This window comes from Agrobacterium sp. lyk4-40-TYG-31 (assembly GCF_030209855.1).
Classification (GTDB): Bacteria; Pseudomonadota; Alphaproteobacteria; order Rhizobiales; family Rhizobiaceae; genus Agrobacterium; species Agrobacterium vaccinii.
This window is the reverse complement of record NZ_JARVRE010000004.1, coordinates 759,304-775,311: the sequence shown is the minus strand read 5'-3', so window position 1 is coordinate 775,311 and position 16,008 is coordinate 759,304. Positions and strand designations below refer to the sequence as shown.

The following is a 16,008-nucleotide window of genomic DNA, read 5'->3' as shown; positions in this document are numbered from 1 at the left end:
CCGAACAATAAGGCCGGTCCTCCCATGTCAGTGGATTTTCTCGTCACCCATTCCGGTGGCTTCCATGCCGATGAACTGCTGTCCAGCGTCATCCTCACGCGGCTGTTCCCGCAGGCGAAAATCGTTCGCAGCCGCGCACCGGAGTGGATCACATCAGGCGAAGATCGCATCATCTATGATGTCGGCGGTGCATATGACGCGGACGCACGCATTTTCGACCATCACCAGCGCGGGGCGCCGCTTCGCGAAGACGGTCAGCCCTACAGTTCGTTCGGACTGATCTGGAAGCATTACGGCCATGCCTATCTTAGCGCCTACGGCATTCCAGAAGGTCACGTCGAAACGATCCATCAGTCGTTCGACAAAAGCTTCGTGCTGCCCATCGACCTCACGGACAATGGCGCACTCAGCCCATCGATTGCTGGTCCTCTCGCGGGCCTGACCCTACCGTCCCTGCTGGAAACACTGAAACCCACATTCGACAATGACGACCCGAAGGCGGATGACCTCGCATTCCACGCAGCCCTTGCCATAGCTCGCAGCTTCGTCGAAGCCAGCATCGAGAAAAAGGCTGCGAAATTGCGTGCAGAAACGCAGGTGCTTGGCTCGATCGAGGCCGCAGGTGAAAGCCGCGTTCTGGAACTCTCACGCGGCATGCCCTTCCGCCCTGCCATCATCAAGGCTGGCGCAGACCACCTGCTCTTCGTCGTGCACCCCCGCGACAAGGACTGGTGCGTCACCGGCATCCGCCGCGCCGACGAAGGCTTCGAACTGCGCGCCGACCTGCCAGCCGCATGGGCCGGACTGACGAATGGTGATCTGGAAACGGCATCAGGTGTGGAAGGTGCCACCTTCTGTCACAACGGGCGGTTTATTGCTGCCGCGAAGACGCGGGAAGCGGCACTGGCGATGGCAGAGATTGCGGTGCTGGAGGCGGTTTAAAACCTCAATTTTGTCATACCGGCCATGAGCCCGTATCCCGTCAGCCCAAGGACTTGGGCTGAAAAACTTTTCCGCCGCGCAGAAGCACAACCTTAGCAATCCTCACCCTGAGGCGGGAGCGCAGTGACCCTCGAAGGGCGAGGGTTGCGGGCGGCAAATGTAATGTGAAAGTGTGGAGTGCGCGGCGCGATGCTTCGAGACCCCGCGGAGCATCTCAGCATGAGGGTAGAGTGTGTGTCTACAAACCCACACACTCGGTAAGCAATCAGACGCCAGCGCCAGCCTGTTCCCGCTGCTTCGCCAGTGCCGCCAAATCCGCAGGCTTCAACTCTACCGACTCTCCACAGCCACAGGCCGACGTCTGGTTCGGGTTCGTAAACGTGAACCCGGAGCGCAACGTCGTCGTCTCGAAGTCCATCTGAGTGCCGAGCAGATAAAGTACAGCCGATGGTTCGATCCAGACTTTGGCGTCCTGAAATTGGATGAGATCATCCTTGGCGGACGGTTCGGTCACCATGTCGATGGTGTATTCCATGCCAGCGCAGCCACCTTTTTTGATGCCCACGCGAAGGCCCTTGGCGTCTGGCCCGGAATTCTCGACGATTGCTTTGACACGGGAAGCCGCAGCCTCGGTCATCGTCATCACTGCAAAGCCCATGGGCCCATTCTCCTTCAACAATCGGGTTCAAGGCCCGATGCTTTCATGGATTGAATCTAGTCTCATCGTCAGCCGGTATCAAGCCTTAGTACCAGCCGACAGCAACCTGCGCTTCTTCCGACATACGATCCGGCGTCCACGGCGGATCGAACGTCATTTCGACGGTGACACCCGATACGCCTTCGACGGCACCAACGGCATTCTCGACCCAGCCCGGCATTTCTCCGGCAACAGGGCAACCGGGCGCTGTCAGCGTCATCATGATCTTGACCATGCGGTCGTCTTCCACGTCGATCTTGTAGATCAGACCGAGTTCGAAAATATCCGCCGGAATTTCCGGGTCGTAGACCGTTTTCAGCGCGGCGATCACGTCGTCGCTGATGCGCGCCAGTTCATCCGGCGCGATGGTCGAAACCTTTGCCGGAACGTCTGTTACGGCTGGTGTCTGCTCGGTGATGTCAGTCGTCATGATCCTGATCCTTCAGGCGAAAAATGTACGGGCGTAATCGAGCGCTTCGGCCAGAGCGTCCACTTCCGCGCGCGTATTATAGAGGCCGAATGATGCACGGCATGTGGAGGTGACGCCGAAGCGTTTCAAGAGCGGCATGGCGCAATGGGTACCGGCACGCACGGCCACTCCACGCCTGTCGATTACCATCGAAACATCATGCGCGTGAATGCCCTCAAGCTCAAACGAGAAAATCCCGCCCTTGCCCGGCGCATTGCCGATGATACGCAACGAATTGATCTCGCGCAGACGTTCCGCCGCATAGGCAGCCAAATCCGCCTCATGCGCCGCAATTGCTGCACGGCCGATGCCGTCCATATAATCCAGCGCGTAACCAAGACCGATGGCCTGCACGATGGGTGGTGTGCCCGCCTCAAAACGATGCGGCGGCTCGTTATAGGTGATTTCGTCCTCGGACACGTCGAGAATCATCTCGCCGCCGCCCTGGAACGGACGCATCTCTTTCAACCGGTCGGCCTTGCCGTAGAGCACGCCGATGCCGGACGGGCCGTAGAGCTTGTGGCCGGTCATCACATACCAGTCGCAATCGATATCGCGCACATCGACCGGCATATGAACGGCAGCCTGGCTGCCATCGACCAGCACCGGAATGCCGCGCTCATGCGCGATGCGGCAGATTTCCTTGACCGGAACCACGGTTCCAAGCGCATTCGACATATGGGTAATGGCGACCAGCTTGGTCTTTTCGGTCAGGCTCTTTTCGAAATCCTCGATATGAAAAGCGCCCTCATCATCCACCGGCACCCAGACGAGCTTGGCACCTTGGCGCTCGCGAATGAAATGCCATGGAACGATGTTGGAATGGTGTTCCATGATCGAGATGACGATCTCATCGCCCTCGCCGATCTTCGGCATGCCATAACCGTAAGCAACCGTGTTGATCGCCTCGGTCGAGGATTTGGTGAAGACGATCTCGTCCACCGAACCGGCATTCAGGAAGCGACGCACCTTTTCGCGCGAGGCTTCGTAAGCATCGGTTGCGGCATTGGAGAGAAAATGCAGGCCGCGATGAACATTGGCATATTCATTGGCGTATGCGTTCGATATGGCATCGATGACGACCTGTGGCTTTTGCGCGGACGCGCCGTTGTCCAGATAGACCAGCGGCTTGCCATAGACCTCACGCGAAAGGATCGGAAAATCCTTCCGCACGGCTTCGACGTCATAAGGGGCGGCCACAGCGGCGCGTTCGCGATCAGGCATGGTGTTCCAGCCAGCTGGCGATGATGTCTTCCAGCGCCTCTACCAGTTGTTCGTCTTCCAGCTCTTCGATGATCTCATCGACAAAAGCGTTGACCAGCATGGCCCGCGCCTTCGCCCGTGGCACGCCACGCGCCATCAGATAATAGAGATGGTTGTCGCTGATATCGGCAACAGTCGCACCATGGCCGCACTGAACGTCGTCTGCGAAAATCTCAAGTTCCGGCTTGGCCGAAAACTCGCCATCATCAGACATCAGCAGCGTGTTGCAGGCCATCTTGGCATCTGTCTTTTGGGCATCGGGTGCAACCCGGATCATGCCCTGGAAGATGCCTTTGGCGCGGTCGAACACAACGTTGCGGAACACTTCCGTCGAGGTCGTGTTCGGCACGTTGTGACCTAGAACCATGGTCACGTCGGTATGCGTTTCGCCGCCCAGAAGGTTGACGCCACGAATGGAAAGGTCGGAACCCTCGCCGTTCACATCGATGCGCAGTTCCTGCCGCACCAACTTGCCACCAGCATTGATGACGAACAGGCGCAGCTTGGCATCCGCACCCATGATGATGCGCAGCTGGCCGAGATGCGTATCGGCTGCACCCTGCTGTTGCAGAATGACGTAGGTCGCTTCCGCACCGTCCTGAACCTCGATCTCGCTGACCGAAGACACAAAGGCTGCCTCATCAGTCACCGAAAGGTGACGTTCGATCACAGTTGCCTTGGAGCCCTTGCCGAAGGTGACAGGGAAACGGCTGTGAACCTGCCCTGCCCCATGGATGGCCTGAAGTTCTAGCGGATTGACGAATACGGAATCATCGGGAACGACGACAGACAGGCCATCGCGCACGAAGCTGCCATTGATCCGGCCTATCGCATCGTCCTTACTCGCAGCAACGAGAGCCGCCGCAGCGGTGCCATCAGTGAGGCTTTCCGCATAGCTTTCGATCTTGAAGCCTTCGATTTCGGAATCGACGGCTTTGCCATGCATGACGTAAGCAATCGGCGCACCGGAAACGAGTGCACCACGCTTTTCGATCATGGGTGCAGGCGCATCTTCGGGTAAGCCGCGCAGCAGCGTCTTTAGATCGGTATAGTGCCAGGCCTCGATACGACGCGTTGGCAGGCCACCGGTCTTCAGATCATCGAACAGCACATCGCGTGCAGCAACGACGTTGCCGTCGCCGGGCAGCGCGCTGAACTTGGCGGTAAAAGCGTCTGCCAGCGCAAGTTCCGCTGGCGTCTGCCGGTTGGTTGTTTGCATGTTCATCACATCACCTTTCCCAGCCAATCAGGCTGCTTCACCGATGATGTCGGCATAACCGTTGGATTCCAGATCGAGCGCCAGGCTCTTGTCGCCGGAACGGATGATCTTGCCCTTGTAGAGAACGTGAACGCTATCAGGCACGATGTAGTCCAGCAGGCGCTGATAGTGGGTGATGACGATGGTTGCACGGTCCGGAGACTTCAGCGCGTTGACGCCATCGGCCACGATCTTCAGGGCGTCGATGTCGAGGCCAGAGTCGGTCTCATCGAGCACGCAAAGCTTCGGCTCCAGTAGCGCCATCTGCAGAATTTCGGCGCGCTTCTTTTCACCACCGGAGAAGCCGACATTGAGCGGACGCTTCAGCATGTCCATGTCGATCTTCAGATCGCCAGCAGCTTCCTTCACCTTCTTGATGAAATCAGGTGTCGTCAGCTCAGCCTCGCCGCGTGCCTTGCGCTGCTCGTTCATCGCAACTTTCAGGAACTGCATGGTAGCAACGCCTGGAATTTCGACCGGATACTGGAAAGCCAGGAAAATGCCCTTGGCCGCACGCTCGGCAGCGTCCAGTTCCAGAATGCTTTCGCCGTTATAGAGAATGTCACCGGAGGTGACTTCGTAATCTTCACGGCCCGACAGAATGTAGGACAGTGTGGACTTGCCGGAGCCATTCGGCCCCATGATAGCCGCCACTTCCCCAGCCGCAACCTTCAGGTTCAAGCCCTTGATGATCTCAGTTTCGGTATCGGCGATCTTTGCGTGCAGGTCGATGATTTCAAGCATGTTTGTTTCCTAGAATAGTGTGGTTGATGGTGCGCGAGAGACGCGCACTCAGTTCATGTCAATGTAAATCAGCCAACAGAGCCTTCCAGCGAAATCCCGATCAGCTTCTGCGCTTCAACCGCAAACTCCATCGGCAACTGCTGGATCACGTCCTTAACGAAGCCGTTGACGATCAGCGCGATGGCCGATTCTTCGGGAATGCCGCGTTGCAGGCAGTAGAACAGCTGGTCCTCGGAAATCTTGGACGTCGTTGCTTCGTGCTCGAACTGGCAGGACGAGTTCTTCGCTTCGATGTAAGGCACGGTATGCGCGCCGCACTTGTCGCCGATCAGAAGGCTGTCGCACTGGGTAAAGTTGCGCGTATTCGTCGCCTTGCGGTGAGCCGAGACCTGGCCGCGATAGACGTTTTCCGAGAAACCGGCAGCGATGCCCTTGGCGATGATGCGGCTCGACGTGTTCTTGCCGAGGTGGATCATCTTGGTGCCACTGTCGATCTGCTGATGGCCGTTGGACACGGCAATCGAGTAGAACTCGCCACGGCTGTCATCACCGCGCAGAATGCAGGACGGATATTTCCAGGTGATGGCAGAGCCGGTTTCCACCTGCGTCCACGAAATCTTCGAACGGTGGCCACGGCAATCGCCGCGCTTGGTCACGAAGTTATAGATGCCGCCCTTGCCGTCCTTATCGCCCGGATACCAGTTCTGAACAGTCGAATATTTGATTTCGGCATCGTCAAGCGCCACAAGCTCGACAACGGCAGCGTGAAGCTGGTTCTCGTCGCGCTGCGGGGCCGTGCAGCCCTCGAGATAGGACACGTAAGCACCCTCTTCCGCGATGATCAGCGTGCGCTCGAACTGGCCGGTGTTCTTCTCGTTGATGCGAAAATAGGTGGAAAGCTCCATCGGGCAGCGAACGCCCTTCGGCACGAACACGAAGGAACCATCGGTGAAAACCGCCGAGTTCAGCGTCGCATAATAATTGTCCGTCGTTGGAACGACCGAGCCGATATATTTCTTGATGAGGTCAGGATATTCGCGAATGGCTTCCGAGATCGACATGAAAATCACGCCAGCCTTCATCAGCTCTTTCTTGAAAGTCGTGACAACCGAAACCGAGTCAAACACGGCATCCACGGCCACGCGACGGTTTTCGACGCCAGCCAGAATTTCCTGTTCCTGTAAGGGAATGCCGAGCTTCTCGTAAACCTTCAACAACTCGGGATCGACATCCTCAAGCGACTTCGGGCCGGGCGAGCTTTTCGGCGCTGCATAATAATAGAGATCGTTGAAATCGATCTTGGGATAATTGACGCGGGCCCAGGTAGGCTCTTCCATCGTCAGCCAGCGCTGGTAAGCCTCAAGACGCCATGCAAGCATCCATTCCGGCTCTTCCTTCTTGGCGGAAATGAAGCGGATCACCTCTTCGGACAGGCCCTTCGGAGCCTTGTCCACTTCGATCTCGGTTTCAAAACCGTATTTGTACTGGTCCACATCGATCTGGCGGACCTGATCGATTGTTTCCTGAACCGCTGCCATAGTCGTTCTCCAATCTCGCCGGATCCAAGGTCCGGTGGCTTGTCAACGTATCAAGACGGAAGACCCGCCTTCATTCGTGGTCGAGCATAACTTTTGTCGTTATGCCTTATTTAGTGTTCGGATGGCGCTTTTCACACTCTCCGGCAAGCGGAAATTTGACTTTCCGCAATTGTTTTTGGCCTTACGCCGCCTGTACGGTCAGCTTTCGCCGTCTGGCAATCTTGGCAAACGCCGCGATAGCCTTGTCGATATCGGCCTCCGTCGTTGCCGCACCCAGCGAAATGCGCAGGGCACCCAGCTTGGGATCGTGCCCCATGGCGGTCAGCACATGGCTCTCGCCCACCTTGCCAGAAGAGCAGGCAGCACCCGCCGAAAGTGCGATGCCTTCGATATCAAATGCGATCTGCCCCGTTTCGGATTTCAGGCCCGGCAGCGTGAAGAAAGTCGTGTTGCAAACCCGCGCAGCATCGGCGCCATGAATAATGACATCGGGCGCCGCCACACGCATCGCATCTTCCAGCATGGCCCGCAGCCCATTCAGGCGCGCAGCTTCTGCATCGAGGTTTTTCAAAGATTCAACAGCAGCAGTACCAAACCCGATGATAGCAGACGTATTCTCTGTGCCGGAACGATGGCCCTTTTCCTGGCCGCCGCCGTGGATCAGAGGCTTCGGCATCATCACTTCACCACGGGTAATCAGCGCGCCCGTGCCCTTCGGGCCGCCGATCTTGTGAGAAGACACGATGAGAAAATCCGCGCCGAGCGCTTCAATATCGACCGCAACGCGACCAACCGCCTGCACGGCATCGACAACCAATAGACCGCCAGCGGCGTGAACCAGACATGCAGCTTCTTCCACCGGCTGAACGATACCGGTCTCATTATTGACCAGCATCAGCGCCATCATCGGAAGACCTTTAGCGGCATCATGCGATGCCAATGCAGCCTCAAGCGCCGCAAGATCAAGTACGCCATCAGCCGTGACAGCGATTTCGCTGACATCAGCCTTGTCGAACCGCCCGCCTTCGCGAATGGCCGGGTGTTCGATGGCCGAAACGTAGAGATGGCCGATGGAAAGCGCTGAACGTCCCATCTTGAACGATGGAGAAAGAACCAGATTGGCAGCTTCCGTCGCACCGCTGGTGAAAATGACGTGCGACGCCTGCGCACCGACCAGAGCAGCCACATCGCGGCGCGCGGATTCGATTGCGGCGCGAACCACGCGGCCTTCCTTATGAACGGACGACGGGTTACCGGACAAATCCAGCGCAGAGACGAGCGCATCCCGAACGGCGGGCAGCAAAGGCGCTGTCGCGTTCCAATCGAGATATGTGCGCATGATGCTGCTCATGGGATATCGGCTCTGTTTACCTATGATTGATGCGCCAAAGCGCATTTTCCTTGAAATCTTCGCCGCGCTTGCCTTATGACACGTCCAACTGTGCAGACAGCACGCGAAGTTTCGAATAATTCTAAACTGGGTTTTAGAAAAGCTGACCATCCGCGTCAAGTCTTCTTGCGCATGGAAAAGGCTCAGAAACAGAAAAACACGACCGGAGTACCTATGCCCGAAGTCATTTTCAACGGCCCTGCGGGTCGCCTCGAAGGCCGCTACCAGCCGTCCAAGGAAAAAAGCGCCCCGATTGCGATCATCCTGCACCCGCACCCGCAGTTCGGCGGCACGATGAACAACCAGATCGTCTACCAGCTGTTCTATCTGTTCCAGAAGCGCGGCTTCACGACATTGCGCTTCAACTTCCGCTCCATCGGTCGCAGTCAGGGCGAGTTCGACCACGGTGCTGGGGAGTTGTCGGATGCCGCATCGGCGCTCGACTGGGTCCAGAGCCTGCACCCTGATTCCAAGAGCTGCTGGGTGGCCGGCTACTCCTTCGGCTCGTGGATCGGCATGCAGCTTCTGATGCGCCGCCCTGAGATCGAAGGCTTCATGTCGATTGCACCGCAGCCCAACACCTACGACTTCTCCTTCCTCGCCCCCTGCCCGTCGTCCGGCCTCATCATTAATGGCGACGCCGATAAGGTCGCACCGGAGAAGGACGTCAACGTTCTCGTTGAAAAGCTGAAGACCCAAAAGGGCATCCTTATCACCCACCGCACCGTTCCCGGCGCAAACCACTTCTTCAACGGCCAAGTGGATACGCTGATGGCCGAATGCGAGGATTACCTCGACCGCCGTTTGAATGGCGAGTTGGTGCCGGAGCCTGCGGCGAAACGGATTCGCTGATTGATGTTGGTGATATCCCCGGATTAGTCCGGGGACACGCCACCGCGCCTGCTATGAAATAGCGACGGGCACCCCAACACCGTCACCCTCGGGCTTGTCCCGAGGGTCTGATAATGCTCCTGCGGATGTGACGTGATTAGATCCTTGGGACAAGCCCAAGGATGACGGCAGTAGTGGTGGCGCTGACCGTAATCTACAGGAAACCAAGCTCACCCCTCGTCCTTCAACGTTTCCTTCTGCGTGATCAGCCGGGCGCTGTGCTGTCCGCTGAGGTATATCCACAGCCAGCTCCACGCCACCGCCAACCGCGAGCGGGTGCCGATGAGGAAGTAGATGTGGGCGAGGCCCCATATCCACCATGCCAGCACACCTTTCAGCTTGATCCTTCCAAAATCGGCCACGGCAGCACTTCTGCCGATCGTGGCGAGATTGCCCTGATGGCGGTAGCGGAATGCGGCAGGCTCGCTTGCGCCATTCAACCGTGCCTTGATGACCTCGGCAACGAAAGCACCCTGCTGTTTTGCGGCAGGCGCAACGCCCGGCACCGGCTTGCCATCCGCCTGCATCACAGATGCAGTATCGCCGATGACGAAGATATTGGGATCGCCTTCGATGCTCAACTGCGGCCCGACCGTTGCGCGACCTGCTCTGTCGGCCTGAACATCGAGCCACTGTGCAGCGGGGGAAGCCTGCACACCTGCGGCCCAGATGATGGTGCGGGCGGGGATGAATTCGTCGCCGATCTTGAATCCGTCTTCCGTGCAAGACGATACCGGCGTGCCCAGAACGACCTCCACACCCAGATGCTCCAACGCGCGCTTGCTGTAGGCCGAGAGATCTTCGGTAAAGGCGGCAAGAACGCGCGGACCTGCTTCCACCAGCATGACGCGCGCCTTGCGCGTATCGACGTTGCGAAACTCTGGCGGCAGAACCTTGTGGGCAAGGTCTGCAATCATGCCCGCCATTTCCACGCCCGTCGGCCCGGCACCGATGACAGCAAAGGTCAGTTGCGCCTGACGCTCTTCTTCCGTCTTGGCCAGTTCCGCACGCTCGAACGCCAGTAGCAGACGGCGGCGGATGGTGGTGGCGTCTTCCAGCGTCTTGAGGCCGGGCGCATGTTTTTCCCACGCATCGTTGCCAAAATAGGCGTGCCGCGCGCCGGTGGCCAGCACCAGAGTGTCGAAGGCGACGGTGTCGCCGGACTTTAGAATGACGGTGCGATTTTGCCGGTCTATATCGTCAACCTCGGATAGCAGCGTGCTCACCTCTGGCCTGTTCTTGTAAAGACGGCGGATAGGCCAGGCGATTTCGGATGTCGCCAGCGCGGTGGTGGCGACCTGATACAAAAGTGGCTGAAACAAATGATGGTTGCGGCGGTCGATCAGCGTAATGCGAACCGGTGCGCCTTTCAGTCCATGAACGACCTGCAATCCGCCGAAGCCTCCCCCAACGACGACAACGTGATGCTCCTGCATAGAATCTGCCCTTCTCAAATTGATAAGCCGCACACCCCTGTACCTCTCGGAGAGTGCGTGGCTTCAATATAAAGGCAAAAATTGACGATAGTTATGAAATAGACTGACCGCAGGCGCGGCAAAATCGCCGTACCGTTTCCGCCATTCCAAACTCCAGCGCATCGGCGGTCAGGCCGTGACCGATGGAAACTTCGGCAAGGTAAGGAATGCGCTGAACCAATGGCGGCAGGTTGGCGACGGTGAGATCGTGACCCGCATTAACCTCCAGTCCCAGCGCATGGGCAAAATCAGCCGTCGCGCCCAGCTTGTCGAGCCAGATACGGCCCTGCTCTTCATTGTCGAAACAGCCGCCATAAGGTCCCGTGTAAAGCTCGATCCTGCTGGCACCGGTTTCCGCAGCAAGCTTGACGGCGTCCTTGTCACCATCGCCATCGGCAAAGAGTGAGACACGCATGCCACCGGTTTTCAGACGCGAAACGCTCTCCTTCAAAAATCGCGCATGCTTTTTGAAATCCCAGCCGTGGTCCGATGTCGCCTGCGCCGGGTCATCGGGCACCAGCGTCACCTGCTCGGGCTGGGCTTCCTCGCACAGCAGCAGGAAATCTTCGGAAGGATAGCCCTCGATATTGAACTCGGCCTTGGGAAACTCGTCATCGATCAGCGCCCGCAGCACGGGCAGGTCCGAAAAGCGGATGTGTCTCTGGTCCGGGCGTGGATGGACCGTCAGTCCACTCGCACCCGCTTGCAGCGCGATGCGACCGAAATGCGCAACATCTGGCCAAGGCAGGTCACGGCGGTTGCGAAGCATGGCGATGGCATTGAGATTGACGGAGAGTTTGGTTGGCATGGTCCGACCGTTCCTTTTCAAGACAGGAGGCCCTGTTTCCTCCACTATTCCGTCTCCCGCAAGCACCCTGAAAAAAATAATTGAAAAGTTGCGGAACCAAACCTCGACATTCGCATTCTACTGCCAATTAGGGCTAGGGATTTATTATGTCGAATGAATATTTCGCGTCCGAGACGCATCTCAAAGTGCATCAAAATCTGGACATTTCAGTAGAAGCGGGAATTGACGAGCTTCTGAGAGACGAGCTTCCTACACGTCGATCCTTAACCGGAAGAGCGCGCAACGAAGCCCGCTGGAGAGCAAAACCCATGGCGGAAGAGCCCAAGACATCGCCGCAGCGGCAGATGTCGACAGTCAGCCGCAAAGGTTTTCTCCCTGAAGTTCCCCTTCCTCTAAATCTACCGCCAGAACCCGTCGCCATCGCTGATATGGCCAACATGTTCGGCGTGACCCACCGCACACTGCATTTCTACGAGGAAAAAGCCATCATCTCCTCGCGCCGCGCGGGCCTGATGCGCATCTATTCCCATCAGGACGTCCATTGCATGGCCGTCGTGAATTTCTGCCGAGAGATTGGCATTCCCGTCGCCACCATTCAGGACATCATGCAGAAACTGACGGAGACGGAAAGCCAGACCGAGGCAGATGCGCTGTTTCAGGATGTGTTGAACACGCGCAAGAGCGAACTCGCGGGTGAAATTTCGACCGTGCGTCGCCAGATTCAGCAGATCAGCGACGTTCTCGTGGCCAACGACAGCGATGAGAAAACCGAAGGCGCTGGCAACGAAGGCGCTGAAATCCATTTGAGCGTGCAGGAACGCAAGTGCCTGGAGCTGATGGCAGAAGGCTACGCCCCCATCCGGCTTGCACGTGCGCTCGGGCTCTCCGCTGAGGAGCTTCAGAAGCTGGAAGCCTGTGTCATGGAAAAAGTCAGCGCCAACAATCGCTTTCAGGCGGTCGCCAAGGCATTCATGCTTGGCGTGATCCGTCACGACGGAGAAGCGGCATCGCGCGGATAAAGCGGAGCCCCTTCAAAGCCCAATCAACGCCCGCGCAGGACAGGCTGTCGCGGGCGTTTTGCTGTTTCGGAGACTTTCAGCGAACGATGGTCAAGGTTTCCGCAGCGCGGGTAATCGCCGTATAGAGCCAGCGCTCGCGCGAATCGCGAAATGCAAAGCTCTCGTCGAACAGCACCACGTTGTTCCACTGGGAGCCCTGGGATTTGTGCACCGTCAGCGCATAACCATAATCGAACTCGTCGTATCGCTTGCGCGTCGTCCACGGAATTTCCGTTTCCGTATCCTCGAACGCCGCCTTGAGCAGCTTGATCTTGGCGGCACCCCGATCCATGTCATCATCCTCAGGGCGGATCATTAGGTTGATGCCTGGCTTGACCGTTTCGCGCGATGAACTCATGACTTGCCACAGCGAACCGTTCAGCAGCCCCTTGGCAGGGTCGTTGCGCAGGCACACCAGCTTGTCGCCGGATTGCGGATAATCGGCCGTGAAACCCTTCAATTCGCGCAGACGCTGATTATAACGGCGGCGGGTACGGTTGGTGCCGACCAACACCTGATCGGCATCCAGCACCAGTCCCTGCGTCACCTCGTTCTTGGAAATGACCTGCGCTGCGCCATAATCGCCGCGCATGATTTCCTTGCCTTCGCGCACATCCATGGCAAGCTGGATGATGGGGTTGTCCTTCGCCTGCCGGTGAATTTCCGACAGAAGGAAGTCCGGTTCCTGTTCCGTAAAGAACCCGCCGCCGCTCACCGGCGGCAGTTGCCCGGGGTCACCCAGAACGAGAATGGGCGTGCTGAAGCTCATCAGGTCACGGCCCAGCGCCTCATCCACCATGGAGCACTCATCGATGATGATCAGCGCGGCCTTGGCAAGCGGGCTCTGGCGGTTGATGGAAAACATCGGCGCGATGGATGTCTTGCCAGTCTCTTCGTCCTCCACCGCCTCTTCGCCGCGGGGACGATAGATCAGCGAATGGATGGTGCGGGCGTTGGACGCGCCGCGGGAGCGCAGAACCTGCGCCGCCTTGCCAGTAAAGGCCGCAAACAGAACCTCGCCATCAACGTTTTCCGCAAAGTGTTTGGCGAGTGTCGTCTTGCCTGTACCCGCATAACCGAACAGCCGGAAAACCGGTGTCCGGCCTTCCTTCAGCCAGCGCGAAACAGCCTTCAGGGCTTCATCCTGTTGCGGTGAAAATTGCATGCGCTCTCATCGCAGGATTCGAGCATGCTGCGCAACCGAAAAAGAACGAAAGAAGAATAAAGGCTGGCGGAATAACTATTTTAGCCAAGAATGAATATTAAAAGTCATCATTAAGATTTTAACTATCGGTCAATTGGTTTCAAATATTATCTGGACTGTGCGGATTAGATATTAGGGATATCAAATCCGCATCATGAAACGGACCAGAACGACACGTCGGCTTTCCAAGAGAAAACCCCCGAAAACAATAAAAAAGTTGTTCGCATCAACGCCATGCCCATTCACATGCACTAACTTTGACTAAGGGGTCGGGTAAATATGTTTTCTTTCAAGAACCTATCAACAAAGACGAAAGTCGTCTCAGGCACAGCAGCACCTGTAGTTCTGGCCATTGCCATCGGTGCAATTGCCCTTACAAGCATTTCTTCCATGGTCCAAAGTAACGGTTGGGTAGACCATACCAACCAGGTCCTGCAGAAGACCGACGCGATCACCGCAGCAGCCGTGGATATGGAAACCGGCATGCGCGGCTTCATCATTACCGGTCAGCAGAATTTTCTTGAGCCCTATCGTCAGGGCGAACAGAGCATCTACAAGACGATCAACGAACTGAAAGCCCTGGTCGCCGACAACCCGACGCAGGTCGGACGTATGAACAATGTCGAGAAGGCAATTGGCGACTGGCAGAAGAATTTCGCCGAGCCGCAGATCAAGACGCGCGGTACGCTGGCTGACACGACCTCCATCGGCGATCTGAACAAGCAGCTCGATGCATCGCAGGGCAAGGCCTATTTCGATGGTCTTCGCGGCTTCATCAAGGACGCACAGGCCGACGAGCGCACATTGCTGGCAAAGCGCAGCGCCGAAAACGACGCGACCATTTCCAACGCGATCAGCATGATCTGGACAAGCCTCGCAGCTGCCGTGGTCATCGCCCTTATCGCTGGTCTCATGATCGGCTCCGGCATTTCCAAGCCTTTGCTGGCGATGACGTCCGCCATGAAGCGCCTTGCCAGTGGCGAAACGCAACTGGACATTCCAGGCGTTGGCCGCAAGGATGAAATCGGCGAAATGGCAGAGACCGTTCAGGTCTTCAAGGAAAACGCCATTGCCAAGATCAACATGGAGCGCGAAGCGGAAGCCAACCGCAGCATGAGCGAAGCTGAACGTGTGGAGCGCGAGCGCCAGAAGGCCAAGGAAGCATCCGACATTCAGTTCGCCGTGGATGGACTGGCGCAGGGCCTCGGCCAGCTTGCGGACGGCAACGTCGCCCACCGCATCACGACACCGTTCGTCGAGCATCTCGACCGTTTGAGAAACGACTTCAACAACTCCGTCGGCAAGCTGCATGAAGCTCTGGTCTCCGTTGGCAAGAACGCCCGCGGTATCGATGCTGGCGCCAACGAAATCCGCTCTGCCGCCGACGATCTGTCCAAGCGCACAGAACAGCAGGCCGCTTCCGTCGAAGAGACGGCAGCAGCCCTCGAACAGATCGCCACCACCGTTCGCGACTCTGCCAAGCGCGCCGAAGAAGTCGGCGGCCTTGTCACCAAGACACGTCTCAGCGCCGAACATTCCGGCAAGGTCGTTCGCGATGCGGTCATCGCCATGCAGCAGATCGAGAAATCATCCAGCGAGATTTCCAACATCATCGGCGTGATCGACGAAATCGCCTTCCAGACCAACCTGCTTGCTCTGAACGCAGGCGTGGAAGCCGCACGTGCCGGTGAAGCCGGTAAGGGCTTTGCGGTCGTTGCACAGGAAGTACGTGAACTGGCGCAGCGTTCTGCCAACGCGGCCAAGGAAATCAAGACGCTGATCGTCACCTCTGGCGATCAGGTTCGCTCCGGTGTGGAACTCGTCGGTAACACCGGCAAGGCGCTGGAAGGCATTGTTTCGGAAGTCCAGCACATCAACCAGCACGTCAATGCCATCGTGGAATCGGCGCGCGAACAGTCTGTCGGCATTCAGGAAATCAACTCTGCCGTCAACACCATGGACCAGGGAACACAGCAGAACGCCGCCATGGTCGAACAGTCGACGGCTGCAAGCCATAGCCTTGCCAAGGAAGCTGCGGCGCTGAACCACCTGATCACGCAGTTCAACCTCGGCGATGGCTCGTCGGGCCGCTCCGTGCAGCTCGCTTCCTCGTCCTCGGCGCCTGTTGCCTCGCCCACCCGCCAGTTGATGCGCAAGGTGGCCGGAGCTTTTGGCGGCAGCAGTGCTGCGACAGTGGACAAGTCCTGGGAAGAATTCTGATCCCAGCCTGAACCAAAAACAAAGCCCACGGGAAACCGTGGGCTTTTTGCT

The 16,008-nt window shown here is 57.7% G+C and carries 14 protein-coding genes; 4 read left to right on the top strand and 10 right to left on the bottom strand.

Going from position 1 to position 16,008, the window contains the following annotated elements:
• Positions 1-24 precede the first annotated feature (24 nt).
• On the top strand, positions 25-942 hold the full coding sequence (locus QRN55_RS08915; protein WP_284776444.1) for an MYG1 family protein: 918 nt from the start codon (positions 25-27) through the stop codon (positions 940-942).
• A 265-nt stretch (positions 943-1,207) separates the two neighbouring features.
• Here QRN55_RS08915 and sufA read toward each other — a convergent pair whose 3' ends face one another.
• The 7 genes from sufA to QRN55_RS08880 form a co-directional block, all read right to left on the bottom strand.
• Entirely contained in the window at positions 1,208-1,600 is a 393-nt protein-coding gene (gene sufA, locus QRN55_RS08910) for a Fe-S cluster assembly scaffold SufA (RefSeq protein WP_111838021.1), read from the bottom strand.
• An 85-nt stretch (positions 1,601-1,685) separates the two neighbouring features.
• Positions 1,686-2,069: an SUF system Fe-S cluster assembly protein gene (locus tag QRN55_RS08905; RefSeq protein ID WP_062449426.1), complete on the bottom strand. Its 384-nt coding sequence runs from the start codon at positions 2,067-2,069 to the stop codon at positions 1,686-1,688.
• Positions 2,070-2,081: 12 nt separating this feature from the next.
• Positions 2,082-3,332 carry a cysteine desulfurase gene (locus QRN55_RS08900; RefSeq protein WP_284776443.1) on the bottom strand — a complete coding sequence of 417 codons (1,251 nt, stop codon included), beginning with the start codon at positions 3,330-3,332 and terminating at the stop codon, positions 2,082-2,084.
• Positions 3,325-4,596, bottom strand: coding sequence for a Fe-S cluster assembly protein SufD (gene sufD, locus QRN55_RS08895; RefSeq protein ID WP_284776442.1), 1,272 nt, complete (start codon positions 4,594-4,596; stop codon positions 3,325-3,327). Before sufD ends, QRN55_RS08900 begins: the two co-directional genes overlap by 8 nt.
• Before the next feature lie 21 nt (positions 4,597-4,617).
• A complete protein-coding gene (gene sufC / locus QRN55_RS08890; RefSeq protein ID WP_062449420.1) occupies positions 4,618-5,373 on the bottom strand; it encodes a Fe-S cluster assembly ATPase SufC in 756 nt (251 codons plus the stop codon).
• A gap of 68 nt (positions 5,374-5,441) precedes the next feature.
• Entirely contained in the window at positions 5,442-6,911 is a 1,470-nt protein-coding gene (sufB, locus tag QRN55_RS08885) for a Fe-S cluster assembly protein SufB (protein WP_284776441.1), read from the bottom strand.
• Between the two features lie 181 nt (positions 6,912-7,092).
• Positions 7,093-8,262 carry a cysteine desulfurase family protein gene (locus QRN55_RS08880; RefSeq protein WP_284776440.1) on the bottom strand — a complete coding sequence of 390 codons (1,170 nt, stop codon included), beginning with the start codon at positions 8,260-8,262 and terminating at the stop codon, positions 7,093-7,095.
• A gap of 213 nt (positions 8,263-8,475) precedes the next feature.
• Here QRN55_RS08880 and QRN55_RS08875 point away from each other — a divergent pair, with 213 nt between their 5' ends.
• A complete protein-coding gene (locus QRN55_RS08875; RefSeq protein WP_045229073.1) occupies positions 8,476-9,153 on the top strand; it encodes an alpha/beta hydrolase in 678 nt (225 codons plus the stop codon).
• Positions 9,154-9,362: 209 nt separating this feature from the next.
• On the opposite strand, the gene QRN55_RS08870 is transcribed toward QRN55_RS08875, so the two are convergent.
• Both QRN55_RS08870 and QRN55_RS08865 read right to left on the bottom strand, forming a co-directional pair.
• A complete protein-coding gene (locus QRN55_RS08870) occupies positions 9,363-10,628 on the bottom strand; it encodes an NAD(P)/FAD-dependent oxidoreductase (RefSeq protein ID WP_284776439.1) in 1,266 nt (421 codons plus the stop codon).
• A 91-nt stretch (positions 10,629-10,719) separates the two neighbouring features.
• Positions 10,720-11,475 carry a pyridoxine 5'-phosphate synthase gene (locus tag QRN55_RS08865; RefSeq protein WP_284776438.1) on the bottom strand — a complete coding sequence of 252 codons (756 nt, stop codon included), beginning with the start codon at positions 11,473-11,475 and terminating at the stop codon, positions 10,720-10,722.
• 308 nt (positions 11,476-11,783) lie between these two features.
• Between QRN55_RS08865 and QRN55_RS08860 the strand changes: the two genes are divergently transcribed.
• On the top strand, positions 11,784-12,494 hold the full coding sequence (locus QRN55_RS08860) for a MerR family transcriptional regulator (RefSeq protein ID WP_284776437.1): 711 nt from the start codon (positions 11,784-11,786) through the stop codon (positions 12,492-12,494).
• 76 nt (positions 12,495-12,570) lie between these two features.
• On the opposite strand, the gene QRN55_RS08855 is transcribed toward QRN55_RS08860, so the two are convergent.
• A complete protein-coding gene (locus QRN55_RS08855) occupies positions 12,571-13,698 on the bottom strand; it encodes an ATP-dependent DNA helicase (RefSeq protein ID WP_112498733.1) in 1,128 nt (375 codons plus the stop codon).
• Positions 13,699-14,016: 318 nt separating this feature from the next.
• On the opposite strand from QRN55_RS08855, the gene QRN55_RS08850 reads away from it, so the two are divergent.
• Positions 14,017-15,957, top strand: a complete 1,941-nt coding sequence (locus tag QRN55_RS08850) for a methyl-accepting chemotaxis protein (protein WP_284776436.1) — start codon at positions 14,017-14,019, stop codon at positions 15,955-15,957.
• Positions 15,958-16,008 lie beyond the last annotated feature (51 nt).